Here is a 23,415-nt window from a genome sequence, read left to right on the forward strand (position 1 = left end):
CACTGCAGCGGGATGACGCCCGGCGCCTACCGGGCCGCGCAGCGCAGCATCGCCCACCCTGCCGGGCGACCTGTCGGCACCCCGCACTAGCACAAGCCCAGCGCTTCGGCGTTGGGCGTGTTCTCTATCGACGCCTCGGCCAGGGATTCGGTGTGCGCGATGTGCGCCAGGGTCAGCTGCTCGGCCAGCTGCACGTCCTGGTCGCGCACGGCTTCGAAGATCGCCCGGTGCTGGGCCATCGACTCGCGGCGCTGCTGCCACTCCACCGAGATGAAATAGCGATGCAGCTGCAGCTCCAGCTTGGAGATGCTTTCGCTCAGCATCTTGTTGCCGGCCGCATGGCCCATGGCGGAGTGAAAGCGGCTGTTGGTGGCGCTCAGCAGGATGATGTCGCCGGCCTTGATCGCGGCCGAGCTCTTGTCCAGCAGCTCCTGCATGGTCGCCAACTGCGCCTCGGTGCGGCGCCTGGCGGCCAGGCCCGCACTGTAGGGTTCGAGCAGCCGGCGCAGCTCGAAGATCTCGCGCAGCTCGTTGCGCGACAGCGGCGTGACATAGGTGCCACGCCTGGGCCTGGACTGCACCCAGCCATCCATCTCCAGCGCCTTCAGCGCTTCGCGCACCGGGATCTTGCTGACACCGAAGTGCAGCGCCACATCGTCCACGAAAAGGCGCTCCCCCGGCGCCAGCGCGCCGTTGAGTATGGCCTCTTGCAGCACCGCCTGCACATGGCTGGGCAGATTGGCCGAAGGCACGGCCTTGGGCAGGCTCGCCAATCCAGTTGATTCTTGGTTCATTGCGTATGGGTCTTGCCGGGCTAGGGATTTCCCGGGTCTGCTGGCGCCATTTTCGCATAGATCCACAAACAATTATTAAGTATACTTTATACGTGAAAGGACGGTATCCATGAAAAAGCTCCCCCACGCCCTGTGGCGCCGCACCGTGATTCTTGGTGCGGCGTCGCTGATCGCAGGCCTTTCGCTGCCTGCGCTCGCCACGGAAAGCACGACATACCCCTCCCGGCCCATCACCATCGTGGTGCCGTTCGCCGCGGGCGGCGCATCCGACACGACGGCCCGCCTGATCGCGCAGGAGCTGAGCGGCTCGCTGCACAGCTCGGTGATCGTGGAAAACAAGCCCGGCGCCAACTCCCAGGTGGGAACCGGCTTCGTGGTGCGCTCGGTGCCCGATGGCTACACCTTGCTCATGGGCACCACATCGCTCATCAACAATCCCCTGCTCTATCCCCAGATGCCGTATGACGCGGCCCGCACGCTCACGCCCGTCGTCGGCGTGGTGGATGTGCCCGCCTTCCTGCTGGTGGGCAAGAACATCAGGGAAAAGACCGCCAAGGACTTCATCGCCATGGCGGCCAAGAGCGGCGACAGGCTGAACTACTCGTCTGCCGGCGCAGGCAGCACTTTGCACCTGGCGGCGGAGTGGTTCAGGTCCACTGTGGGCTTCAAGCCGACCCATGTTCCGCAAAAAGGCAGCGGCCCGGCGGTCACTGCGGTTGCGGCCGGCGAGACCGACTTCAGCTTCGAGAACCTCGCGCCCGCCCAGCCCCAGGTCGATGCCGGCCGGGTGCGCTTTCTGGCCGTGGCCGCGCCCCGGCGCTATCCCGGCCTGCCCGAGCTTCCCACCCTGAAGGAAGCGGGCCTGCCCGACGTGGACATGTCCAGCTGGTTCGTGCTGATGGCCCCCAAGGGCACGCCCGCCGGCGCCATCCAGACCTTGAACCGGGCGGTCAACAGCGCCCTGGCCAAGCCCGAGATCAGGGAGCGCCTGCTCAAGATCGGACTGGTGCCGCTGGGCGGCACGCCTGCGCAATTCGAGGCGCGGCTCCAGCAGGACGCCGACAAGTGGGGCGCCATCATCCGCCATGCGCACATCAAGCTCGACTGACGTGCCCCGCGGCACAGAACTCCAAGGTTGCAAAGCATGATCGGTGTACCCGTCGCCCGTGTGGAAGATGCACGCCACCTGCAAGGCATTTCGCGCTTCGTGGCCGATGTGCAGGTGCCCCATTGCACTGAAGTGGCTTTTTTGCGCAGCCCCGTGGCCCACGGCCGCCTGCGCGGGCTGTGCCTGCCGCCGCAGCTGCAGCCGCACGATGTGTGGGATGCGGCCCGCATCGAGCCGCTCACGCGCCCCATTGTCGGCAAGCTCGACCGCGAAGGCTTCAACGGCGCGCCGATGCCGCTGCTGGCCTCGGGCCGCGTGCGGTATGTGGGCGAAGCCATCGCGGCTTTCACCGCGCCGTCGCGGCCGCAGGCGGAAGACCTGGTGGAGCAGTGCTCGGCAGACATCGAGCCGCTGCCAGCCATCACCGACGCGCTGGCCGAGCTGGCGCACCCGGGCATACCCATCCACGAGGGACTGCCCTCGAATGTGGTGATGCGCTCGGGCCGCACGACGGGCGACGAATCCGCCTTCTCGGGCGCCAGCGTCGCGCGCCATTTCTCCATGGCCCGGGTGCTTGCCTCGCCGCTGGAGGGGCGCGGCTGCGTGGCCATGATCGACGCTGCCACCGGCGAGCTGCTCGTCTATGCATCGCACCAGCGCCCGCATCTGCTGCGCACCTTTCTCGCCGAGCATCTGGTGGGCATCGCGGAAGCCGACATCCGCGTGGTCGTGCCCGACGTGGGCGGCGGCTTTGGCGCCAAGAGCAATCTCTATCCCGAAGAGCTGGTGGTGGCGGCGATGGCGCTGGCCACGGGCAGGCCGCACCGCTGGATCGAAGACCGCTACGAGCACTTCGTGGCCTCCAACCACAGCCGCCAGCACGAGCAGCAGATCGCCGCCTGGTACGACGCCAGCGGCCGCATCCACGCGGTGCAGGCGCGCTTCGTGGTCGACTCCGGCGCCTACTCGGCCAAGACATCCACCGGCGCCATCGAGGCCAACATGGCGGCCAATGTGATGCTCGGCCCCTACGACATCCGCAACTACCGCTTCGAGTCGATTGCCGTCTATACCAACAAGTCGCCCGTAGGGCCGTTTCGCGGCGTGGGCCGGCCGGCGGGCTGCTTCGCGATGGAGCGCATCCTTGACGAAGTGGCGCATGCGCTCGGCATGGACCCGGCCGAGGTACGCCAGCGCAACCTGATTGCGCCCGATCGCTTCCCCTACACCAGCGCCACCGGCCTGTACTATGACTCGGGCGACTATCCGGCCTCGCTCGCTGCGGCGCGCAGCCATGCGGCCGGCTGGCCGCAGGCGGCGGACGACGGGCGCTACGCCTGGGGCATCGGCTACGGCATGTATGTGGAGCAGGCCGCGCACGGCTCGGTGGAGTGGCACCGCCGCGGCTCGCCCTACATCTACGGGCATGAGGCGGCGCGGGCCACGGTCACCCCCGGCGGCGAGCTGATCGTCGACGTGGGCACGCTGGGCCACGGCCAGGGCCACTACACCTCGCTCGCGCAGATCGCGGCGCAGGTCACCGGCATGCCGCTGCAGGCCATACGCATCCGCCAGGGCGACACCGGGCGCACGCCCTACGGCCTGGGCACCGTGGCCTCGCGCTCCATCGTGATGGCCGGCGGGGCGGTCACCCGAGCATCGGAGCTCATTGTCGCCAAGGCCCGCCGCATTGCCGCCGCCACGCTGCAATGCGACGAACAGCACATCGTGCAGGACGGCATCCGCTTCCAGTCGCCCGATGGCAAGAGCATCGACTATGCGGGCATAGGCCGCCTGGCGGTGGTGGAGCTGCAGCGCCTGCCGCACGATATTGCCCCCGGCATGTCGGTCGAAGGCATCTACCGCCCGCAGGTGGAAACCGGTACCTTCTCTTACGGCACGCATGTGGTGCGCGTGCGCGTGGACACCTTCACCGGGCTGGTCAAGGTGACGGACTATGCGGTGGTGGAGGACTGCGGCACCGTGGTCAACCCGCTGATCCTCGATGGCCAGGTACGCGGCGGCGTGGCCCAGGGCATAGGCCAGGCACTGCTTGAAGCCATGCGCTATTCCGAGGACGGGCAGCCAACCACCGTCACCTTCGGCGACTACTCGCTGCCCAGCGCGATGGAGGTGCCCCGCATCGAGGTCATCCACCAATGCACGCCCTCGCCGTTCTCCGAGTTCGGCATCAAGGGCGCCGGCGAAGGCGGTTGCGTGGCCGGGCCCGCCGCCATCGGCAATGCGGTCCGCGCCGCCTTGCTCGAACGCGGTGTCGCGGTGGACTGCACCCCCATCACGCCCGACTACCTGCTCGCCCAGCTGCTGCAGGCCCCATGCCGGCAGCCGGCTGTACAGGAGGCGCCATGAAGCTCGCATCGCTGGAGTTGCGCAGGCCCGCCACGCTCGACGAGGCGCTGGCCCACCTGGCGGCGCTGGGCAGCGACGCACAGGTACTCGCGGGCGGGCAGAGCCTGGTGCCCTTGCTGCGCTACCGCGTGGTCACGCCGCATGTGCTGCTGGACATCAACCGCATTGCGGCACTTGAGGAGTTCAGCCTGGATGCGCCGGGCCTGCGCATAGGCGCGCTGGTGCGCCATGCGGCGCTTGAGCGCGCCGCGCAGCAGCACGACTGCCGGCTGGCGCGGCTGCTCGGCGCGCACGCGCGCGAAATTGCCTTCTGGGCGGTACGCAACAAGGGCACGGCGGTGGGCAGCATCCTGCAGGCCGATCCCAAGGGCGATTGGCCGCTGCTTTTCAGCGCGCTCGACGCCCAGGTGGAGCTGATGAGTACCCGCGGCATGCGCTCGGTGCCGGTGCGCGAGTTCATTCTCGCGCCGCTGCTGACGGCGCGCGCGGTCGACGAGCTGGCGGTGGCGCTCACCGTATCGCCCGCGAATGCGGACATCTCCGCCTGGGGCCGCTCCAAGCTGATGCACCGCGCGGGCGAATACGCCATGTGCTCGGCGGTGGCGATCCTGCGCCAGGGCCACTGGGAATGCTGGCTCGGCGCGGTGGCAGACAAGCCCCTGGCCTTGCCCGCGCTGGCGCGCGAACTCGGCGCAGCTGGCCGAGCCCCGCCATCGGCATTGCTGGAGGCCGCGCGCGCAGACCTTGCCAGCCAGCTGCCGGAGCTCGATCCGCTGCAGCGCCAGCGCCATGCCATCAATGCACTGGACGCGGTCCGGCAAGCCCAGGAAAGGCAACACACCCATGCATGACCACGACCCACAGGAGCTGAAGCTCAACGGCCAGCGCCTGGCCCTCGCCGGCGAACACCGGATATCGCTTGCCGACTTCGTGCGCGAGCACGGCGCCACCTCGGTGCACACGGCCTGCGAGCACGGCGTGTGCGGCGCCTGCAACGTGCTGGTCGACGGCGCGAGCCTGCGCTCCTGCCTCGAATTGGCGCACGCCTGCGCGGGCCGCTCGGTAAGCACGCTCGATGGCCTGCAGGATGCGCTTGCGCAGCGGCTGCGCACCGCCTTCAACCGGCACCATGCGCTGCAATGCGGCTTTTGCACGCCCGGCATGTTCATCACCGCCTACGAGCTGCTCCAGTCGGGGGCGCCCTTGAACGCCGAGCTGGTACGCGAGCGACTCGCGGGAAACATCTGCCGCTGCACCGGCTACCAGGGCATCGTGGAAGCGATCCTCTCGCTCGCCCAAGCCGAGCAGCACGGCACCGATCCGCACACCTCTTGCGCACAGGCCTGCCATGCACACCACTGACACCCACAACCCGCACTACAAGCGCGCCGGCATCATTGCCGCGGCCGCGGTTCCCCATGCGCCCCAGCTGCTGTCGCGCCCCGACAGCGAGGACCAGGCCCAGGTCGACCGCGTACAGGCGCAGCTCGCCGCCATCGGCCAGGTATTCCTCGCCAAGCAGGCCGATTGCGTGATCGTGGTCTCCAACGACCACGGCGACCATTTCGTGACGCACAGCGTGCCGCCCTTCTGCGTCCACGTCGCCCGCTCGGCCGACGGCATGCACAAGCATCGCGGCGACTGGGCACTGGACTCCGAGCTGGGCTATGCGCTGGTGCCCGAGATGGGGGCGCTCGGCTTCGACCTCGCCTTCACGCTGGGCGCGCAGCTGCAGACCGCATTCACCATTCCCTATGCCTACATGGGATTCACGCGCGAGATGCCCATGACTGCCTTGTTCGTGAACTCCTATATTCCCCCGCAGCCCTCGCCTGCCCGCTGCCACGCATTCGGCCAGGCGCTGGAGCGGGCGCTGTGCAAGCTGGGCAAGCGCGCCCTCTTGATCGCCAGCGGCGGGCTTTCGCACTATCCGGGCACGGTGCACTACCCCCACCCCGACGTGAAGACGGATGAAGGCCTCTTCCAACAGCTCACCCAGGGCAGGCTGCAGGCCATGCTCGGCATGAGCGAGCGCGAGCTCGACCGCTCGGGCAATCTCGAACTGCGCTCCACCCTGATGCTGGCGGGCGCCATCGGCGAGCGCATGCCCTTCGCGGCGCATTTCGAGCCGTCGTGGCACCACACCTACGCCACGCTGGCCTGGGACCTGGAAACACCCAACCCGCTGGCGCAGGACTACGAGCCCATCTACCCACCGCTGCCGGCGCGGCATGCGGCGCTGGTCGAGGCGGTGCTGCGCCTGCGCACCCGGGCGGAGGATGCGCGCAGCTTCCTCGCCGATCCCGCGGCATGGGCCGACGGCTTTCGCCTGGCGCCCGACGAGCGCGAAGCGCTGGTGGCGCTCGACGTGGCGCGACTGCGCGACGAATTCCAGATCCACGCTTTGCTGACCGCCGGCGCAGCCACCCAGGTCAATCTGCAGCGCAGCAAGCGCTGACCCCCAAACCCCAGGAGCAACCCATGTCCCCACGCATCGCAGAAATCGCCGGAGGCGGCATCGGCGGCCTCGCCACTGCCACGCTGCTGGCCCGCGCCGGCTGGCAGGTCCGTATTCATGAACGCGGCGACCAGATCCGCGAGATCGGCGCCGGCATCTACATCAAGAACAACAGCATCGAGGTGCTGGAGCGCATCGGCGTCTTCAAGCGCATGGAGCGCGAAGGCCTGAAACTGCAAAAGGCCGAGATCCGCTTTGCCGACGGTTCGCTGCGCCAACAGCGGCTGCTGGAGGGCGCCGCGCGCGTGCATGTGTTCGCGCGCCAGACCCTGATCGAGGCCCTGCGCGACGCCGCGCTGGAGGCCGGCGTGGAGATCGCCACCAGCTCCAGCGTCACCGGCGTCGCGCCGGACGGCAAGGCGCTGCTCACCGCCGACGGCAAGGCCCATCCGGCCGACCTGATCGTGGGCGCGGACGGCGTGAGCTCCGCGGTGCGCAATTCCCTGCCCATCCGCAGCCGGTTCACGCTGCTGCCCACCATCATCGACCGCTTCCTGATCGACGGGCGCGAGTTCACGCCGCAGGACAAGACGGTGGAGTGGTGGTCCGGCAACCGCCGCATCGGCGTCACCCCCTCGGGCCCGCACCAGACCTATGTCTACATGGTGGCCCCCGAGCGCGATGCGCTCGCCAAGGAGATCCCGCTGAACGTGCAGGACTGGTCGGCGCGCTTTCCCCATCTGGCCGGCCTCATGCACGAGCTGGGCCGCGCGCCCTCCACGCAATACAACTACGGCGTGGTCGATTGCGAGCAATGGGCCGTTGGCCGCGTGGGCATCCTGGGCGATGCGGCACACGGCCTGCCGCCCACGCTGGGCCAGGGCGCCGGGCTCACCCTCATCAACGCCTATGCACTGGCGCATTTCGTGCAGCAGCAAGGCGACGTGCAGGCCGCGCTACGCCAGTGGGAGTCGCGCGTGCGCTTCATCAGCGACCGCACCCAGGCCTGGGCCTGCCGCTATGACTGGTTTTCGCGCCAATGGCCCACGCGGCTGGACGTGGCGCGCCCGCTCATCACCTGGGCGTTCGGCCATATCCGCTACCTGAACGAAAGCATGCGCATCGCCGATCGCGGCCTGCGCCTGGCCGGCATCGACATGGAGCACGGCTGACATGCTGATCGAAGGCACGAAAATCCTCGCCCTGCCGCGCGCCGAGGTCTGGCGCGCGCTCAACGACCCAGCCTTCCTGCAGGCCACCGTCCCCGGCTGCTCGCAGGTACGCGAGCCCCAGCCAGATGCGCTGGAGGTGGAGCTGAGCGCATCGGTCGGCCCGATCAAGGTGAACTTCAGCGCCAAGGTGCAACGGCTCGAAGTGCTGCCCCCCGAATCGCTGGTCCTCCAGGGCAGCGGCAGCGGCGGGGTGGCAGGCTCGGCCACGGGGCGGGTGCAGCTGCGCCTGGCCGAGGTACCGGGCGGCACGCAGCTGAGCTACAGCGCGCAGACCGAGATCACCGGCCGTATCGCGCAGTTGGGCGCGCGCCTGATCGACAGCACCGCGCGCAAGTTCTCCGAGGAATTCTTCGCCAACGTAGCGCGCAGGCTGTCCAAGCCCGAAGAGGCAGCACCGCCCCCGGCAGCCGCCGCTGCGGCGCAGCCGGCCATGCGCCCCTCGGCCTCGGGCACCGGGGGCCAGCCGCTGCCCTGGCAGCTGCTACTCGACGGGCTCGCATGGCGCGTGGCCCTGGGCGCGGCAGCCGGCAGCTTTGCCGGCATGCTGGCCGCGGGCCTGTTGCTGCGGGCCGGCTCATGATGGAAAACGTACGCCCGCACGCTGGCCCCAAGAGCCTCCACGGCCGGCACGCCGCGGTGGTCAGCGGCCACCACCTGGCCACGCTGCATGCGCAGCAATGCCTGGCAGAAGGCGGCAGCCTGGTGGATGCCATGCTCAGCGCCTCGGCCAGCCTGGCGGTGGCCCTGCCCCATGCAAGCTCGCTGGGAGGCTGCGCCATGATGCTGTACTACGATGCGGCGAGCGGTTGCCTGCATGCGCTCAACGGCTCGGGCCGCGCGCCGCTGGCCGCCGAGCCCGCGCTGTTTGCCGGCGGCATGCCGCAGCGCGGGCCGCGGGCCGCCGTCGTGCCCACGCTGGTGCGCTTGTGGGCCCGCGCGCACGAACGCTTCGGCCGCCTGCCGCTCGCCCGCCTGCTGGCGCCGGCGCAGCAGCTTGCCGACCAGGGCGTGCCGGTGGCACAGGAGCTGGCGCGCAACCTGGCGCTGGCCGATGCCCAGGTGCTGCAGCAGCCGGGCTTTGCCGATGCCATGCTACCCGGCGGCAGACGCTGGGCCGCAGGCGAGCTGCTGGTGCAAAAGCGCCTGGCCGCGGTGCTGGCCGATATTGCGCAAGGCGGCGAGCAGGCCTTCTACCGCGGCCCGGCCGCGCAAAGCCTGCTGCGCTTTTCGCGCAACAACCACGGCCTGCTGGCCAGCCAGGACTTCGAGCGCGCGCAGGCCGACTGGGTGGATTCGTGGTCGCTGCCCATCGGCCATGCCCGTGTTCACGTCATGCCGCCCAACTCGGTGGGCGTGCTCATGCTGCAGCAGCTGGCGCGCTGGCGAGAAGCACGGCAAAGCACCCAGCAAAGCAAACGCCCGGATGATGCCGTGGCCGCGGTGCAGGCCGCCATCGCGGTGATTGCCGAAGGCCGCAACCGCATCGGCGATGCGGCGCGCACGCCGGCCGGCGCCGGACAGTTCGGCCTTGGCTCCGAACCCTATACCGGCGCCAGCCTGCAGAGGTTCCTGCACAGCCGCGCCGGCGTGGGCGATACCACCGGCATGGTGGCCATGGACGCGCAAGGCAATGCGCTGGCCATGCTGCAAAGCGTGTTCCAGCCCTTCGGATGCGGCGCCATCGACCCCGGCACCGGCATTCTTCTGAACAACCGCATGTTCGACTTCTCGAACCGGGCCGGCGATGTGAACGCGGTTGCTCCGGGCGTCCGGCCCTCGCACACCCTCAATCCCTGGATGGTGGTGGATGCGCAGGGCGCGCAGATCGCCGGCATCTCCCCCGGTGGCGTGAGCCAGACCACCACCGGCTACCAGATCGTGACCGGCGCCCTGGACGGCGGCATGACGCTCGGCGAACTCGTCAGCCGCCCGCGCTGGAGCCTGTCGCGCGACGGCGCGGTACTGCTGGAGCCTGGCATGCCCCCGCAGGTGGCCGAGCAGCTGCGCGGCCAGGGCCTGAGCGTGCAGGAAAACTCCCGCCACGAGTTCTATTTCGGTTCCGCCAAGGTGGTGCGCAGGCAGACCACCGGCTGGATCGAGGCCGCGGCGGACCAGCGCCGCCAGGCCGCCGCGCTCGCATGGTGAGCCATGCGTGCATCGATCTTCCCCTTTCCCCGCATTGCATCAACTACAGGAGCTTGCAAATGACTCTGAGCACCACCCACTTCGCCCCCGGCGGCTACCGCTATATCCCATCCGTCTTCCAGTATTCGGGGGGCGTGGCGGCCGAGCCCGGCTTCGAGCTGGCGCGCGTGCGCTTTCTCAAGCCGCTGCCCATGGATGAGGCCTTCGCGGCGGTGGAGGCCCATCTCGCCGGCGCCGGCCGGCCCACCACGGCCTTTGCGCAGTGCGAGCTGCGCTCGCCAGATCCGTTCAGCGACAAGGGCTTTGCCGATTTCAACACCCACTATGTGAAGACGCTGGAGCGCTGGGGCCTGTACAAGGACGGCGTGAATCCGGTGGCCCGCACCAATGTCTGCCCCATGTATGGCAAGCCCGGCGAATCGCGGATGTTCGCCTTCAGCTACACCGTGCCATCGCAGCGGCGCCGCGCCAGCTTCCAGATCTCCGGCAGCGCCGACGCCCATACCGGCAACGAGCCGGTGGCCGAGCGGGCCATCGCCTTTGGCGACACCTCGCCCGAGGGCATGCGCACCAAGGTGACCTTCGTCGCGGATGAGATGGCCCGCCGCCTGGAGGTGCTGGGCGCCAGCTGGGCCGATGCGGTCTCGACCCAGCTCTATACGGTGCAGAACATCGGCCACCTCATCGGCGAGGAGCTCGCGCGGCGCGGCGCGGGCGCCGGCGGCCTGAACTGGAACTATGCACGCCCGCCGGTCCGGGGGCTCGAATTCGAAATGGACGTACGCGGCCATGCCACCGAGCTGGTGATCTGAGCATGCAAGCCCAGGCCATGCAGCTTTTCACCTTCGAGGCGCCGGACGGCGGGCACCGCATGGGCGCGGTGCTCGCCGATGGCCGCGCCATCGACTTTACCTCGCTGTGCACCCAGGGCCACATCGCGGCCATGGCGCGCCGGGCTCCGGCCGACGTGCAGGATTTCATCGACAGCCGCGCCGCGGGCGATGCGGCCCTGCAGGAGCTGGCGCGGCTCGGCGCCGCCACTTTGGCGCCCTTCGGGCTGAAGTTCGATGCCATCCGCCTTGCGGCGCCGATCCCACGCCCGCGCAAGAACATCTTCTGCGTGGGCCGCAACTACCGCGAGCACATCATCGAAGGCAATATCGCCCGCGGCCGCGCTATCGACGACTTTCCCCTGGCCGCCGAATTCTTCACCAAGCCGCCCACGGCGGTGGTGGGGCACGGCGCCCGCATCAGCAGCCATGCCGGCGCCACGCAGATGCTCGACTATGAGGTCGAGCTGGGCATCGTCATCGGCAAGCCCGGCAGGAACATCGGCGTGGACCAGGCGATGGAGCATGTGTTCGGCTACACCGTGGTCAACGACATCACGGCACGCGACCTGCAGACACGCCACGGCCAGTGGTTCAAAGGCAAGGGGCTCGACGGCAGCTGCCCCATCGGCCCGGTGGTCGCGCTCAAGAGTAGCATCGCCAACCCGGGCGCGCTGCGGATCGGGCTGAGCGTGAACGGCGAGCGCCGCCAGGACTCCAGCACCGGCGACCTGCTGTTCGGCATCGAGGAGATCATCCACCAGCTCTCGCAGGGACTGACGCTGGAGCGCGGCGACATCATCGCCACCGGCACGCCCTCGGGCGTGGGCCTTGGCCTGAGGCCGCCGCGCTTTCTCAAGCCAGGCGACCTGGTCACCGGGCGCATCGAAGGCATTGGCGAGCTTAGCAACCTCATCGTCCAGGAGGCCCCATCCCAAGTGAAGGTAGCGGACGTCAGTAAGCAATGACTCTGCGCTCCAAAGCAAAACAGGCGCGCGGCCTCCCATAAGTCAATGCGATAAGCCCATTCCCCCATCCACCGACCACCTCCTGAAATCGGTTTTTTTCGCGCCTGCAGGCGCTATCCGCCGGGCCCCGGGTTTATGATGCCTGGCCCGCCCGGCCCTGCGGCAGCCGCCGGATCGGAGGGGCGCAGCGGCCAGCTGGCAGATATAAGCAAGCTATAAGCAACCTATAGGCAAGCAATAACCAGGCAAGGAGAAGAACCCCATGAAGTTTCATTGGTTGGCAACCGTGGCTGCCGGCGCAGCGCTGCTGGGCGGCGCTGTGCATGCGGATCAGCTCGCAGACGTCAAGAAGAAGGGCGAGCTGGTGGTGGGCGTGCTGGGCACCGACGAGCCCAACAGCTATATCGACCCCAAGACGCGCGAGCTGGTCGGCTACGAGGTGGACCTGGGCCGCGCAGTGGCGCAGAAGCTGGGCGTGAAGCCGGTGTTCAAGCAGATCACGCTGGCGGCGCGCATCCCCGAGCTGCAGCAGGGCCATATCGACCTGCTGGCCGCCTCGCTTACCCACAACAAGGAGCGCGAAGCGCAGATCGATTTCTCGGTCACCACCTTCGTGACCAACCAGCAGGTCATGGTCAAGGCCAGCAGCCCGGTGAAGGACGTGCCCGACCTGGCCGGCAAGCGCGTGGCCACCGCCAAGGGCAGCTCGATGGAAGTGAACATCAGGAAGGCGGTGCCCACCGTCAACGTGATCTCGTTCGACACCTCGCCGCAGGCGCTGATCGCGATGCAGCAAGGCAAGGCGGTGGCCTTCGTCAACGAAGACCAGAGCCTGGCGCGCGCGCTGGTGGAAATGGGCAGCCAGCGCAAGGACTACCGGCTGCTGCCCACCAGCATCAGCACCGAATCGCTCGCGCTGGGTATCAAGAAGGGCGAATCGGGCCTGAAGAAGGCGGTCGACGACACGCTGCGCGAGCTTGAGGCCAACGGCAAGGCGCAGGGGCTGTACGAGCAGTACTTCGGCAGCAAGAGCGCGCTGAAGATGGGGGCGCGCCGCTTCAAGATGGACAGCGACCAGATCACCGAGTGATCCCTCTCGGCATCGGGCCGCAGGCATCCCTCCATTGGGTCTGCGGCCCTTTTTCGTTCATGAGCCCATGACCAGCTTTGACCCGCAGATGCTTCTCTCAGGCCAGTACCACGACATGCTCGTGGCCGGCCTCAAGATGTCGCTGCAGTACCTGTTCTTCGGCCTGTGCCTGTCGCTGCCGCTGGGGCTCGTGATTGCGCTGTGCCGGCTTTCGCCGTTCAAGGCGCTGCGCGCGCTGGGCGCCGGCTATGTGGAGGTGGTGCGCAGCATTCCGCTGCTGGCGCACATGCTGTTCTGGTACTTCGGCGTGCCCGAGCTGCTGCCCGAGGCGCTGAAGCAGGCGCTGTACGAGGGCCCGGTCGAATCCATCTGCGCGGTGCTGGCGATCGGCTTCTACACCGCGGCCTACATGGCGGAAGACATCCGCAGCGGCATACGCGCGGTGCCGCCGGTGCAGCTGGAGGCAGCGCGCGCCATCGGCCTGCCCTACCTGAGCGCCATGCGCCTGGTGATACTGCCGCAGGCCTTCCGGCTCACGGTGCCGCCACTGATCTCGCAGACGCTGAACCTGTGGAAGGGCACCTCGATCGCCACGGTGATCGGCGCCGCCGAGATGATGTACCAGGCCGGCCAGGTGGAGAGCCAGACCTTCCGCAGCTTCGAGGCCTTCGCCTTCGCCAGCATCGCCTACCTGGCGGTGTCGCTCGCCATCACCGGCCTCGCCAGCTGGTTCCAGCACCGCTTCCCGGTGCGCACGATGTAGGGCGCGGCCATGCTTGAGCTGATCCAACAATACTGGCTGTACTTTCTGATCGGGCAGTACCCGAACGGGCCGCTGGGCGGGCTGGCGCTCACGCTGATCCTCGCGGCCCTGGGCCTGCTGCTGTCGCTGCCGCTGGGCCTGGTGTTCGGGCTGATGCGCGTGTCGCCCTGGGGCTGGCTGCGCGGGCCGGTCACCGGCTTCATCTACCTGGTGCGCGGACTGCCGCTGCTGATGGTGGTGTTCTGGGCCTATTTCTTCCTGCCCAGCATCACCGGCGTCAAGACCGACCAGTTCTGGACCATGCTGATCGCGCTGGTGATCTTCGACGCCGCCTACCTGGCCGAGATCGTGCGCGCGGGCATCCAGGGCCTGCCCCGCGGCCAGATGGAATGCGCGCGCGCGCTCGGCCTGCCCTACCTCAAGGCCATGCGCAGCGTGGTGCTGCCGCAGGCGCTGCGCAACTCGCTGCCCTCGCTGGTCAACCAGTTCATCTCCACCATCAAGGAGACCTCGCTGGGCTACATCATCGGCCTGACCGAGGTGAGCTTCATCGCCAACCAGATCAACACCCTGGTGTTCACCAAGCCGGCCGAGGTCTTCGGCATCCTGGGACTCACCTATTTCGTGCTGTGCTTCGGCCTGTCGCGCTGCGCGCACTGGATGGAAAAGCGGCTTGCGCGCCGGGGCCTGGGCAGCCACATCACCGCAAAGGTTGCAGCATGATCGAACTCAAGAACGTGAACAAGTGGTATGGCGACTACCACGCGCTGGTGGACGTGAGCGAGACCATCGCCAGCGGCGAAGTCGTCGTGGTCTGCGGCCCCTCGGGCTCGGGCAAGTCCACGCTGATCCGCACCATCAACCGGCTGGAGGAGATCCAGGGCGGGCAGATCCTGGTCGACGGGCGCGACGTGCACGCCCCCGGGCAGGATGTGAACGCGCTACGCGCCGGCATAGGCTTCGTGTTCCAGCAGTTCAACCTGTTTCCGCACCTCACGGTGCTGGAGAACTGCACGCTGGCCGCGGTGCAGCTCAAGAAGCTCGCGGCTTCGGAGGCCCGCGAACGCGCCATGGCGCTGCTCGAACGGGTGGGCCTGGCGCACAAGGCGCAGGCGATCCCCAGCCAGCTCTCGGGCGGCCAGCAGCAGCGCGTGGCGATTGCGCGCGCACTCACGCTCAAGCCGCCGGTCATCCTGTTCGACGAACCTACCAGCGCGCTCGACCCCGAGATGGTGGGCGAAGTGCTGCTGGTGATGCGCGACCTCGCCAAGGACGGCATGACCATGGTCTGCGTGACGCACGAAATGGGCTTTGCCCGCGAGGTGGCCGACCGCGTGATCTTCATGGACCAGGGCGCGGTGCTGGAGCGCGCCACGCCGCACGATTTCTTCAACCACCCGCAGCATCCGCGCACGCAGAAGTTCCTGGCCGACATCCGCTCGCCCTTCGAGAAATGAGCTCCCCCCTGTGCTGCTTCGCCGCTTCCCCCAAGGGGGACGACAGCCTTGGCTGGGGCAGCCCTTGCTGCGGGGCGGCCCTTGCTGGCCGTCCCGCAACTGAGCCCTGCCTGTTCCACGACTTTTGCTCTTGATTGGTATCCGCCATGACTTTTGCCACCCTCGGCCTGCGCTCCGCGCTGGTGAATACGGCCCTTGAACTGGGGCTGGCCGAGCCCACGCCCATCCAGCAGCAGGCCGTGCCGGCCGTGCTCGCGGGCCGCGACCTCCAGGCCTGCGCGCCCACGGGCTCGGGCAAGACCGCCGCCTACCTGCTGCCGCTGCTGCAGCGCTGGCTGGACTCGGGCGCCGCGCACAGCCGCAGCGGCTTCATCCGCACGCTGGGCACCTTGATCCTCGTGCCCACGCGCGAGCTGGCGCTGCAGGTGCACGAGATGCTGAGCGATCTGGTGCGCCCCCTGCAGCAGCCCCCGCGCTACCGCGTGGTCTACGGCGGCGTGTCCATCAACCCGCAGATGATGCAGCTGCGCGGCAGCGCCGACTTCCTCGTTGCCACGCCCGGCCGCCTGCTCGACCTGGTGGAACACAATGCCGTGCGCCTGGGCACGGTGCGGCACCTGGTGCTGGACGAGGCCGACCGCCTGCTCGACCCGGGCTTTGCCGACGAACTCAACCGCGTGCTGGCCCTGCTGCCGCGCCAACGCCAGACCTTGCTGTTCTCGGCCACCTTTGCGCAGAACGTGCAGGCCCTGGCCGGCCAGCTGCTGCACGAGCCGGTACACGCGCAGGTGGAGGCAGACGCCACTGCCGAGCACGCCAGCAGTCCGGATAGCATCGCCCAGCGCGCCATTGCCGTCGACAGCACGCGCCGCACCCAGCTGCTGCGCCAGCTACTGCAAGACGGCAAGGACAGCCCGGACTGGGAGCGCGCGCTGGTCTTCGTCGCCAAGCGGCACACGGCCGAGATGCTGGCCGACAAGCTCTACCGCGCCGGCATCCATGCCGCCCCTTTCCACGGCGACATGAGCCAGGGCGCGCGCAACGAAGTGCTGGCGCAGTTCAAGGCCCGGCGCCTTCAGCTGCTGATCACCACCGACCTGGCCGCGCGCGGCATCGACATCGCGCAGCTGCCCGTGGTCGTCAACTACGACCTGCCGCGCTCGGCCGCCGACTATGTACACCGCATTGGCCGCACGGGGCGCGCCGGCCACCACGGCCTGGCCATCAGCTTGGTGACGCCCGCCGACAGCGCGCACTGGCAGCTGATCTGCAAGCGCAACGGCCTGGAGCTGGAACTGGAGCTGTTGCCCGGCTTCGAGCCCACCGAGCCGCCCCCGCCGCCACTCGTGGCGCAGGACGGAAATGGCGGCATCAAGGGCCGGCGCACGAGCAAGAAAGACAAACTGCGCGCCGCTGCGGCCGGCAAGCCCCGCTGAAACCGGGGCCGGCGCTCAATCGCCAAAGCGCTCGCGGTAGGCCACCGGCGTGATGCCCAGCTTTCTCACGAACAGATGCCGCAGCGCCTGCTCCGAGCCCAGGCCCACATGCGCGGCCACGGTCTTGAGCGGCCACTGGCTGCGGTTTTCCAGCAGCTGCTTGGCGGCTTCGAGCCGCGCATGCTCGACGAAGGCCGACGGGCTCTGCCCCGTCTCCTGCTGGAACACGCGCCGGAAATGCCGCTCGCTCATCGCCGCCTGCTCGGCCATCTGCGCCAGCGTCACCGGCTCTGCCAGATGCGCCAGCACCCATTGCTGCACCGCCTGCACGCCGCTGTGCCGCGTGGACTGCGCCGCCAGCGGCACGCTGAACTGCGATTGGCCGCCCGGCCGCTTGAGGTACATGACCAGGTCGCGCGCCACCTCCAGCGCCAGCGCATGGCCGAAATCCTGTTCCACCACGGCCAGAGCCAGGTCGATGCCGGCAGTCACGCCGGCCGAGGTCCAGAGCTGGCGAGTGCCATCACTGTCCTGTATCTCGTCGCGCACATAGATGGCATCGGCATCCACCTGCACCCGCGGATAGCGCTGGGCCAGCACGCCGGCCACGCTCCAGTGCGTGGCCGCGCGGCGGCCGTCGAGCAGGCCGGCCTCGGCCAGGAAAAAACTGCCCGAGCACAGCGCGATCAGCCGCGCCACCGTGGGCGCCACCGCCTGCAGCCATTGCACCAGCTCGGCCGAGGCAGCCAGCACCTGCTCGATATGGCGCGAGCCGACCACGATCACGGTGCAGCCTGTGCTGTGCTCGCGCAGCTCGGCCAGCGACTGCGTGGCCTGCAGCGCCATCAGCGTGTCCGACGCCACCATCCCTTTCTGCGCGGCCGTGATGCGCACCCGGTAGCCATCGCTTTGCCCCCGCGCGCGCAGATGCACATTGGCATAGTCGAACACCGACATGGGGCCTATCGCCTCCAGCGACTTGAAGCCCGGGTAGACGATGAGATCGATCAGATGCGGCAGGGAATGGCGGTGTTCCATCGGGCAGGCAATGAGCAGAAAGCAGCTGGCTGAAACGTCGACTATACGTGGGGAAGGCACGGCACCGCCCCACTTACAACACCGGCCCCAAGAGGCCATAAACTACACCGATATTCGGCCAAAGCCCTTCAGGCAGCGGCCATGCGCCACCCCTTCGCCGCCCAAGTGGCCTACATTCGGGCTTTCGCACAGCGAAGCTGCGGCCTCGCCCCACCCACCACACAGGAAAGACAGACATGAAATCACGCGCCGCCGTGGCCTTCAAGGCCGGAGACCCCCTGCAGATCGTCGAGATCGACGTGGCCCCGCCGCAAAAGGGCGAAGTGCTGGTCAAGATCACCCACACCGGCGTATGCCACACCGATGCCTTCACCCTCTCGGGCGACGACCCGGAAGGCATCTTTCCCGCGGTGCTCGGCCATGAAGGCGCGGGCATCGTGGTCGAAGTCGGCGAAGGCGTGACCAGCGTCAAGCCCGGCGACCATGTGATTCCGCTGTACACCGCCGAATGCGGCCAGTGCCTGTTCTGCAAGAGCGGCAAGACCAACCTCTGCACGGCAGTGCGCGCCACCCAGGGCAAGGGCGTGATGCCCGACGGCACCACCCGCTTCAGCTACAACGGCCAGCCCATCTACCACTACATGGGCTGCTCCACCTTCAGCGAATACACCGTGGTGGCCGAAGTCTCGCTGGCCAAGATCAGCCCCGAGGCCAACCCCGAGCAGGTCTGCCTCTTGGGCTGCGGCGTGACCACCGGCCTGGGCGCGGTCAAGAACACCGCCAAGGTGCAAGAGGGTGACTCGGTGGCGGTGTTCGGCCTGGGCGGCATCGGCCTGGCCGTGCTGCAGGGCGCCAAGCTGGCCAAGGCCGGCCGCATCATCGCCATCGACACCAACCCCGGCAAGTTCGAGCTGGCCAAGACCTTCGGCGCCACCGACTGCGTCAACCCCAAGGATTTCGACAAGCCGATCCAGCAGGTGATCGTGGAGATGACCGGCTGGGGCGTGGACCACAGCTTCGAGTGCATCGGCAACGTCAACGTGATGCGCGCCGCGCTGGAATGCGCGCACCGCGGCTGGGGCCAGAGCGTGATCATCGGCGTGGCCGGCGCCGGCCAGGAAATCAGCACCCGCCCTTTCCAGCTCGTCACCGGCCGCAAGTGGCTCGGCACCGCGTTTGGCGGCGTCAAGGGCAGGAGCGAGCTGCCCGGCATGGTGCAAGACGCGATGGACGGCAAGATCCAGCTCAAGCCCTTCGTCACCCACACCATGGGCCTGGCGAAGATCAACGAGGCCTTCGACCTGATGCACGAAGGCAAATCCATCCGCAGCGTGGTGAACTACGCCGAGGCCTGATTGCGCCAGTGCCGATAGCTATATAAAACATAGCTATTTGCGCAGCACAGGCAATACTTTCAATATGAAACATGCTGCAATCGCTTGATGATCAAGCGCTTGCAGCTTCTGATTTTGGAGCACCGATGACGGCCCAGCCCCCCATGGAACTCAAGAGCGCCCATGCCTGCTTTGGCGGCGCGCAGCGCTACTACGAGCACTTCTCCAGCGAGATCGGCCTGCCCATGAAGTTCTCGGTCTACCTGCCGCCCAAGGCCGCGGCCGGCGAGAAGGTACCTGCCCTGCTCTACCTGGCGGGCCTGACCTGCACCGAGGAAACCTTCATGATCAAGGCTGGCGCCCAGCGCCTGGCGGCCGAGCTGAACATCGCGCTGATCTGCCCCGACACCAGCCCGCGCGGCGCGGGCCTGCCCGGCGAAGCCGATGCCTGGGACTTCGGCGTGGGCGCGGGCTTCTACCTCGACGCCACGGCCAAGCCCTGGGCCCTGCACTGGCGCATGGAAAGCTACCTCCTGAACGAGCTGCTGCCGCTGGTCGGCGCCAGGCTGCCCGTGGACCTGAAGCACCTGGGCATCTTCGGCCACAGCATGGGGGGGCACGGCGCGCTCACGCTGGCGCTGCGCCACCCAGGCCGCTTCAAGAGCCTCTCGGCCTTCGCGCCCATCGCCAATCCCGTCAACTGCCCCTGGGGCCAGAAGGCCTTTGCCGGCTACCTGGGCGACGACCAGGCCGAATGGGCCCGGCACGATGCCAGCGCACTGATGGCCGCGCAAAAGCAGGCGCCCTACCCCGCGGGCATCCTCATCGACCAGGGCCTGGCCGACAAATTCCTGCTCGAAAAGCAGCTGCTGCCCGAGGCCTTCGAGGCCGCCTGCGAACAAGCCGGCCAGCCGCTCACGCTGCGCCGCCATGCGGGCTACGACCACGGCTACTACTTCATCCAGAGTTTTGTGGACGAGCACCTGCGCTGGCATGCGGGGCAGTTGTGAGGGTGAGGCTGCCACGGCGGAAATCTGCGGGCTCAAAAAATCCGCCATCGGGCGGATTTCTTTTGAAAGGTATGGTGGCTGTGGACCCACAGCTATCGTCCATGGATGACCTGTGGTCTCTATGATCTAACCACGTTATGTTGCAATGGAGCATCCGTGACAATCCTTGATGAGATCGAAGTTGAGACATGGCACATTTTGACAACAATCTACACGCATCAGCGATTGATGGAAAACCTTGCTAGTAGTGCCACAAGACTCGACCTTGCAAATCAGCTTGTGGCCATGAATGCATTGATGGAAATCTTGGTAGTCCGCATTGCTCGCCTCGCAGATAAGCGAAAGGACGTTAGATCTGTTTCGATGCTTTTGAAACGCGGCTCATTTCAGGCACCTCATGCAGCCGTGAAAGATGCTGCAGACAAGTTTCTTTCCCACGCAGAGCCAGTCTTGAAGATTCGACACGAGCAGATCGCACATATGAAGCTGGGCATGCTTAGCAGCTTCGAGCCGAGAGACCTGCCAGCTAAAGTTTTGAGGGCAACGGAGGCTCTCGTTCAACTCGTTGACATTGCTAAAGGCCAGTCACTGTCGTACACCTACCAGGTCGGATCTAGAGAGCCTGTCATCGACTTAAAGGCATCGCTAATGGCTGGCAAAATCGTGGCGACATAACGCAGGCGGTGAGTGGCTGCTTTCTCTTGTGGTCATCAACGACTCCCAGCCGACTGCAGCCTCCCAGCACGCGACGCAGCACCCCTGCAATACCGGCACACCCCACCTCACCCCCCACCCGGCGGCACCCGAAAATTCTCGGTGACCCGCCGCTCGGCCCGCTCCAGCGCGGCGGCGGCCCAGCGCAGCCAGCGGCGTGGCGGCGGATCGGCCGGGGGCGGCTCGTTGCCGCAGCGCTGGCCCCGCGGCTGCGAAGCTGTGGGATGGTCGCGAGATTCAAGGGGATGGATTTCATTCGACATGGCACTGCCATGCTCGTATTTGCTCTACCATCTGTAAAGTTGAATTCACTGACCGTCAAATTCATAAATCCTGATGCGCAACCTCAACCTCGACCAACTGCAGACGCTGGTCGCCATTGCCGATCTGGGCACGTTTGCCGCGGCGGCCCAGGCGCTGCACCTAGCGCCGCCCACGGTCAGCCTGCACATCAAGGAGCTGGAGTCGCGCATGCGCGCCGAGCTGGTCGTGCGCGGCCGGCGGCAGGCCGAGCTGACCCCGGCCGGCGCGGCCCTGGTGCATGAGGGCCGCAAGCTGCTCGCGGCCAGCGACGATCTCATCGAGCTGGTGCGGCGCCGCGCCAGCGGGCTCGAAGGCCTGGTGCGCGTGGGGGTTTCGGCCGGCGTCAGCACCCGGCTGCTGCCGATGATGCTCGAAGCGCTGGGCCAGCGCAGCCCGGGGGTGGAGGTACGGCTCGAAGCGCTGGGATCGGCCGACGCCATGCTGCGCCTGAAGGCCGGCACGCTCGACGTTGCCATCGTCGCCAGCCCGCAGCCCGCGGTGGCGGAGATCCGGCTGACGCCCTGGCGCAACGACCCGATGGTGGCGCTGCTGCCCGCGTCGTGGCATGCCCCCGAGCAGGTGACGCCCGAGTGGCTGGCCGGCCGCCGCTGGGCCTCGTTTGCACCGGCCACGCAGATGCATGGGCTGATCTCGGCCTGGTTCGGCCAGGCGGGTTTCCATCCGCGCCCCTTCCTCACGCTGAGCTACCCCGGCGCGCTCAAGAGCCTGGCGGCGGCCAGCCAGAGCGCCGCCCTGCTGCCGCTCGAAGAAGTCGAAGACCAGCAGCATGCACCAGGCGTGCAGATACGCCAGCTGCAGCCCACGCTGATGCGCCCCATGGCCGTGGCGCACCGGCATGCGCCCGTGCCCAACCAAGCCATCGTTAGCGTGCTGCAGGTGCTGGCCGATTTTGCGAGCTAAGAGCGTGTTCTAATGGCAACGGTGCCGCGGCAATCCTGCGATCAGGTCCGGCGCGCCTCGGTCACCTCGTACACCCGCAGGTCGCGCTCGCCAATGCCCAGCGCGGGCCAGGCCGCACGCCATGCGGCGATATGGCTGGATGCGAAATGCGCATCCAGCGCAGCCTGGTCGCGCCACAGCTCCTTCACATGGATCAGGCCCGGCACCAGCACGTCTTCGGCATAGCCGTATTCGAGGCAGCCCGGCTCGGCGCGCGAGGCCTGCACCATGGCCCGCATGGCGGGGCGGGCGCGCTCCAGGTTCTCGGCGGGCAGGCGCACGGTTCCTACGATCAGTTGCATTCTTTCCCCCAGGCAAGGCCGATTCCAGCGCATTATCCTCGGCGGTGGCAATGCCCGGGCCAGGGCATTGCAAGGCTCACCCTGCGGTACCCTGGGCTTGTCGGCGAGGACTGGAAAGACTATTCAACCTTGATGTGGGCCACCTTTACCACCGCGGCATACCTGGCGATATCGGCGCGGATCAGCGCCCCGAACTGCTCGGGGCTGCCGCCTTCAGGCTCCAGGCCAAGATCCACGAGCTTTTCTTTGGTAGCCGGATCGGCCAACATCGCCTGGAGCGCGGCGTTGATCTTGTCAACCACCGGCCGCGGCGTATTCTTCGGCACCACGATACCGTACCAGGTTCCTGTCTCGAAGCCGCGCAGCGCGCTTTCTGCGATCGTCGGTACTTCAGGTAGCGCGGGCACGCGGCTACTGGAGGAAACGCCCAATGCACGCAGTTTGCCGCTCTTGACGAATGGGACCAGGGTGACAAGATTGTCGAACTGCGCCTGAACCACGCCGCCCAGCAGATCGGTGGTCGCCGGTGCACTACCCTTGTATGGGATGTGCTGAACGTCCACCCCCGCCGCCATGGCAAAGCTGACGGCGCCCAGATGCTGTGCGGTCCCGGTGCCGCCATTGCCTATGGTGAGCTTGCCGGGCTCCCGCCTGGCCAGTTCGATGAACTCCTTGGCATTCTTTGCCGGAACACCGGGATTGACCACCAGCAGAAGCGGAGCCTTCACCAGCAGCGAGACAGGTTGAAAGTCCGTCGCAGAGTCGTAGCTGAGCTTTGGGTAGATCGACGGGTTCACAGCCATGAAACCCGCTGCCGCCAACGTAAGCGTGTATCCGTCGGGAGCAGCCCTTGCTCCGGCCTCGGCGCCAATGTTGCCGCCTGCACCGGGCCGATTCTCGACTATCGCAGGCTGCCCCAAGGCGTTCGACAAGTGCTGTGCCACCATGCGTCCAAGCGTATCGGACGCGCCCCCAGGAGGAAAGGGCACGATGACCCGCAACCCCTTGGTGGGATAGTTCACCTGCGCCTGCGCAGCAGCGTGGCCCATCCCCAACAATGCGGCGCAAGCTGCCGCCAGCGAAACTCTCCTGATCAGATTCAT

24 protein-coding genes are annotated in these 23,415 nt (G+C 67.6%); 19 read left to right on the forward strand and 5 right to left on the reverse strand.

Translation table 11 applies throughout. The features are described 5' to 3' along the window. Positions 1-86: 86 nt before the first annotated feature. Entirely contained in the window at positions 87-794 is a 708-nt protein-coding gene (locus ACODRX_RS09770) for a GntR family transcriptional regulator (protein WP_488871259.1), read from the reverse strand. 109 nt (positions 795-903) lie between these two features. Here ACODRX_RS09770 and ACODRX_RS09775 point away from each other — a divergent pair, with 109 nt between their 5' ends. The 15 genes from ACODRX_RS09775 to ACODRX_RS09845 all read left to right on the forward strand — a co-directional run bounded on the left by ACODRX_RS09775 (position 904) and on the right by ACODRX_RS09845 (position 16,651). Beyond that, a complete protein-coding gene (locus ACODRX_RS09775; RefSeq protein WP_488871261.1) occupies positions 904-1,902 on the forward strand; it encodes a Bug family tripartite tricarboxylate transporter substrate binding protein in 999 nt (332 codons plus the stop codon). Positions 1,903-1,938: 36 nt separating this feature from the next. Further along, a complete protein-coding gene (locus tag ACODRX_RS09780) occupies positions 1,939-4,272 on the forward strand; it encodes a xanthine dehydrogenase family protein molybdopterin-binding subunit (protein WP_488871262.1) in 2,334 nt (777 codons plus the stop codon). Continuing rightward, positions 4,269-5,123, forward strand: coding sequence for an FAD binding domain-containing protein (locus ACODRX_RS09785; protein WP_488871264.1), 855 nt, complete (start codon positions 4,269-4,271; stop codon positions 5,121-5,123). The genes ACODRX_RS09780 and ACODRX_RS09785 overlap by 4 nt, the downstream gene beginning before the upstream one ends. Beyond that, on the forward strand, positions 5,116-5,634 hold the full coding sequence (locus ACODRX_RS09790; RefSeq protein WP_488871265.1) for a (2Fe-2S)-binding protein: 519 nt from the start codon (positions 5,116-5,118) through the stop codon (positions 5,632-5,634). The genes ACODRX_RS09785 and ACODRX_RS09790 overlap by 8 nt, the downstream gene beginning before the upstream one ends. Further along, the gene (locus ACODRX_RS09795) at positions 5,621-6,730 is read left to right on the forward strand and encodes a DODA-type extradiol aromatic ring-opening family dioxygenase (protein WP_488871267.1); all 1,110 of its coding nucleotides are present in this window, start codon (positions 5,621-5,623) and stop codon (positions 6,728-6,730) included. The genes ACODRX_RS09790 and ACODRX_RS09795 overlap by 14 nt, the downstream gene beginning before the upstream one ends. A 23-nt stretch (positions 6,731-6,753) precedes the next feature. Then, on the forward strand, positions 6,754-7,902 hold the full coding sequence (locus ACODRX_RS09800; protein ID WP_488871269.1) for an FAD-dependent oxidoreductase: 1,149 nt from the start codon (positions 6,754-6,756) through the stop codon (positions 7,900-7,902). Position 7,903: 1 nt separating this feature from the next. Further along, complete coding sequence (locus ACODRX_RS09805) at positions 7,904-8,542, forward strand: SRPBCC family protein (protein WP_488871270.1); 639 nt, start codon at positions 7,904-7,906, stop codon at positions 8,540-8,542. Further along, positions 8,539-10,107 carry a gamma-glutamyltransferase family protein gene (locus ACODRX_RS09810; RefSeq protein WP_488871272.1) on the forward strand — a complete coding sequence of 523 codons (1,569 nt, stop codon included), beginning with the start codon at positions 8,539-8,541 and terminating at the stop codon, positions 10,105-10,107. The genes ACODRX_RS09805 and ACODRX_RS09810 overlap by 4 nt, the downstream gene beginning before the upstream one ends. Positions 10,108-10,166: 59 nt before the next feature. Continuing rightward, a complete protein-coding gene (cnbZ, locus tag ACODRX_RS09815) occupies positions 10,167-10,919 on the forward strand; it encodes a 2-amino-5-chloromuconate deaminase CnbZ (protein WP_488871273.1) in 753 nt (250 codons plus the stop codon). Positions 10,920-10,921: 2 nt separating this feature from the next. Next, positions 10,922-11,905: a fumarylacetoacetate hydrolase family protein gene (locus ACODRX_RS09820; RefSeq protein ID WP_488871274.1), complete on the forward strand. Its 984-nt coding sequence runs from the start codon at positions 10,922-10,924 to the stop codon at positions 11,903-11,905. Positions 11,906-12,167: 262 nt separating this feature from the next. After that, on the forward strand, positions 12,168-12,995 hold the full coding sequence (locus tag ACODRX_RS09825; protein ID WP_488871277.1) for a transporter substrate-binding domain-containing protein: 828 nt from the start codon (positions 12,168-12,170) through the stop codon (positions 12,993-12,995). A 67-nt stretch (positions 12,996-13,062) separates the two neighbouring features. Continuing rightward, complete coding sequence (locus ACODRX_RS09830; RefSeq protein WP_488871278.1) at positions 13,063-13,758, forward strand: amino acid ABC transporter permease; 696 nt, start codon at positions 13,063-13,065, stop codon at positions 13,756-13,758. A 9-nt stretch (positions 13,759-13,767) separates the two neighbouring features. After that, on the forward strand, positions 13,768-14,481 hold the full coding sequence (locus ACODRX_RS09835) for an amino acid ABC transporter permease (RefSeq protein ID WP_488871280.1): 714 nt from the start codon (positions 13,768-13,770) through the stop codon (positions 14,479-14,481). After that, positions 14,478-15,215, forward strand: coding sequence for an amino acid ABC transporter ATP-binding protein (locus ACODRX_RS09840; protein ID WP_488871281.1), 738 nt, complete (start codon positions 14,478-14,480; stop codon positions 15,213-15,215). The genes ACODRX_RS09835 and ACODRX_RS09840 overlap by 4 nt, the downstream gene beginning before the upstream one ends. A 146-nt stretch (positions 15,216-15,361) precedes the next feature. Next, positions 15,362-16,651 (forward strand): DEAD/DEAH box helicase, encoded by a 1,290-nt coding sequence (locus ACODRX_RS09845; protein ID WP_488871283.1) that lies wholly within the window; start codon positions 15,362-15,364, stop codon positions 16,649-16,651. Positions 16,652-16,666: 15 nt separating this feature from the next. Here ACODRX_RS09845 and ACODRX_RS09850 read toward each other — a convergent pair whose 3' ends face one another. Next, complete coding sequence (locus ACODRX_RS09850; RefSeq protein ID WP_488871284.1) at positions 16,667-17,689, reverse strand: GlxA family transcriptional regulator; 1,023 nt, start codon at positions 17,687-17,689, stop codon at positions 16,667-16,669. A 236-nt stretch (positions 17,690-17,925) separates the two neighbouring features. On the opposite strand from ACODRX_RS09850, the gene ACODRX_RS09855 reads away from it, so the two are divergent. From ACODRX_RS09855 to ACODRX_RS09865, 3 genes are all read left to right on the forward strand, one after another. After that, on the forward strand, positions 17,926-19,044 hold the full coding sequence (locus ACODRX_RS09855; protein ID WP_488871285.1) for an S-(hydroxymethyl)glutathione dehydrogenase/class III alcohol dehydrogenase: 1,119 nt from the start codon (positions 17,926-17,928) through the stop codon (positions 19,042-19,044). Between the two features lie 143 nt (positions 19,045-19,187). Next, a complete protein-coding gene (fghA, locus tag ACODRX_RS09860) occupies positions 19,188-20,033 on the forward strand; it encodes an S-formylglutathione hydrolase (RefSeq protein WP_488871319.1) in 846 nt (281 codons plus the stop codon). A gap of 156 nt (positions 20,034-20,189) precedes the next feature. Beyond that, positions 20,190-20,708 carry a hypothetical protein gene (locus tag ACODRX_RS09865; RefSeq protein ID WP_488871286.1) on the forward strand — a complete coding sequence of 173 codons (519 nt, stop codon included), beginning with the start codon at positions 20,190-20,192 and terminating at the stop codon, positions 20,706-20,708. 107 nt (positions 20,709-20,815) lie between these two features. Here the strand turns inward: ACODRX_RS09865 and ACODRX_RS09870 are convergent, their stop codons facing one another. Next, positions 20,816-21,010: a hypothetical protein gene (locus ACODRX_RS09870; protein ID WP_488871287.1), complete on the reverse strand. Its 195-nt coding sequence runs from the start codon at positions 21,008-21,010 to the stop codon at positions 20,816-20,818. 73 nt (positions 21,011-21,083) lie between these two features. Here ACODRX_RS09870 and ACODRX_RS09875 point away from each other — a divergent pair, with 73 nt between their 5' ends. Further along, positions 21,084-21,971, forward strand: a complete 888-nt coding sequence (locus tag ACODRX_RS09875; RefSeq protein WP_488871288.1) for a LysR family transcriptional regulator — start codon at positions 21,084-21,086, stop codon at positions 21,969-21,971. A gap of 41 nt (positions 21,972-22,012) precedes the next feature. Here ACODRX_RS09875 and ACODRX_RS09880 read toward each other — a convergent pair whose 3' ends face one another. Together ACODRX_RS09880 and ACODRX_RS09885 are read right to left on the reverse strand one after the other, a co-directional pair. Continuing rightward, positions 22,013-22,312, reverse strand: a complete 300-nt coding sequence (locus ACODRX_RS09880; protein WP_488871290.1) for a putative quinol monooxygenase — start codon at positions 22,310-22,312, stop codon at positions 22,013-22,015. Between the two features lie 119 nt (positions 22,313-22,431). Then, complete coding sequence (locus ACODRX_RS09885) at positions 22,432-23,415, reverse strand: Bug family tripartite tricarboxylate transporter substrate binding protein (RefSeq protein WP_488871292.1); 984 nt, start codon at positions 23,413-23,415, stop codon at positions 22,432-22,434.

This window comes from Comamonas sp. FG99 (assembly GCF_057808605.1).

Bases quoted from the DNA above. Each gene is read 5' to 3' on its own strand.
- ACODRX_RS09855 (WP_488871285.1), top strand. From the start codon at position 17,926: ATGAAATCACGCGCCGCCGTGGCCTTCAAGGCCGGAGACCCCCTGCAG.
- fghA (WP_488871319.1), top strand. From the start codon at position 19,188: ATGGAACTCAAGAGCGCCCATGCCTGCTTTGGCGGCGCGCAGCGCTAC.
- ACODRX_RS09780 (WP_488871262.1), top strand. From the start codon at position 1,939: ATGATCGGTGTACCCGTCGCCCGTGTGGAAGATGCACGCCACCTGCAA.
- ACODRX_RS09835 (WP_488871280.1), top strand. From the start codon at position 13,768: ATGCTTGAGCTGATCCAACAATACTGGCTGTACTTTCTGATCGGGCAG.
- ACODRX_RS09800 (WP_488871269.1), top strand. From the start codon at position 6,754: ATGTCCCCACGCATCGCAGAAATCGCCGGAGGCGGCATCGGCGGCCTC.
- ACODRX_RS09790 (WP_488871265.1), top strand. From the start codon at position 5,116: ATGCATGACCACGACCCACAGGAGCTGAAGCTCAACGGCCAGCGCCTG.
- ACODRX_RS09810 (WP_488871272.1), top strand. From the start codon at position 8,539: ATGATGGAAAACGTACGCCCGCACGCTGGCCCCAAGAGCCTCCACGGC.
- ACODRX_RS09785 (WP_488871264.1), top strand. From the start codon at position 4,269: ATGAAGCTCGCATCGCTGGAGTTGCGCAGGCCCGCCACGCTCGACGAG.
- ACODRX_RS09885 (WP_488871292.1), bottom strand. From the start codon at position 23,415: ATGAATCTGATCAGGAGAGTTTCGCTGGCGGCAGCTTGCGCCGCATTG.
- ACODRX_RS09840 (WP_488871281.1), top strand. From the start codon at position 14,478: ATGATCGAACTCAAGAACGTGAACAAGTGGTATGGCGACTACCACGCG.
- ACODRX_RS09825 (WP_488871277.1), top strand. From the start codon at position 12,168: ATGAAGTTTCATTGGTTGGCAACCGTGGCTGCCGGCGCAGCGCTGCTG.
- ACODRX_RS09870 (WP_488871287.1), bottom strand. From the start codon at position 21,010: ATGTCGAATGAAATCCATCCCCTTGAATCTCGCGACCATCCCACAGCT.
- ACODRX_RS09850 (WP_488871284.1), bottom strand. From the start codon at position 17,689: ATGGAACACCGCCATTCCCTGCCGCATCTGATCGATCTCATCGTCTAC.
- ACODRX_RS09875 (WP_488871288.1), top strand. From the start codon at position 21,084: ATGCGCAACCTCAACCTCGACCAACTGCAGACGCTGGTCGCCATTGCC.
- ACODRX_RS09775 (WP_488871261.1), top strand. From the start codon at position 904: ATGAAAAAGCTCCCCCACGCCCTGTGGCGCCGCACCGTGATTCTTGGT.
- ACODRX_RS09845 (WP_488871283.1), top strand. From the start codon at position 15,362: ATGACTTTTGCCACCCTCGGCCTGCGCTCCGCGCTGGTGAATACGGCC.
- ACODRX_RS09770 (WP_488871259.1), bottom strand. From the start codon at position 794: ATGAACCAAGAATCAACTGGATTGGCGAGCCTGCCCAAGGCCGTGCCT.
- ACODRX_RS09795 (WP_488871267.1), top strand. From the start codon at position 5,621: ATGCACACCACTGACACCCACAACCCGCACTACAAGCGCGCCGGCATC.
- ACODRX_RS09820 (WP_488871274.1), top strand. From the start codon at position 10,922: ATGCAAGCCCAGGCCATGCAGCTTTTCACCTTCGAGGCGCCGGACGGC.
- ACODRX_RS09880 (WP_488871290.1), bottom strand. From the start codon at position 22,312: ATGCAACTGATCGTAGGAACCGTGCGCCTGCCCGCCGAGAACCTGGAG.
- ACODRX_RS09805 (WP_488871270.1), top strand. From the start codon at position 7,904: ATGCTGATCGAAGGCACGAAAATCCTCGCCCTGCCGCGCGCCGAGGTC.
- ACODRX_RS09830 (WP_488871278.1), top strand. From the start codon at position 13,063: ATGACCAGCTTTGACCCGCAGATGCTTCTCTCAGGCCAGTACCACGAC.
- cnbZ (WP_488871273.1), top strand. From the start codon at position 10,167: ATGACTCTGAGCACCACCCACTTCGCCCCCGGCGGCTACCGCTATATC.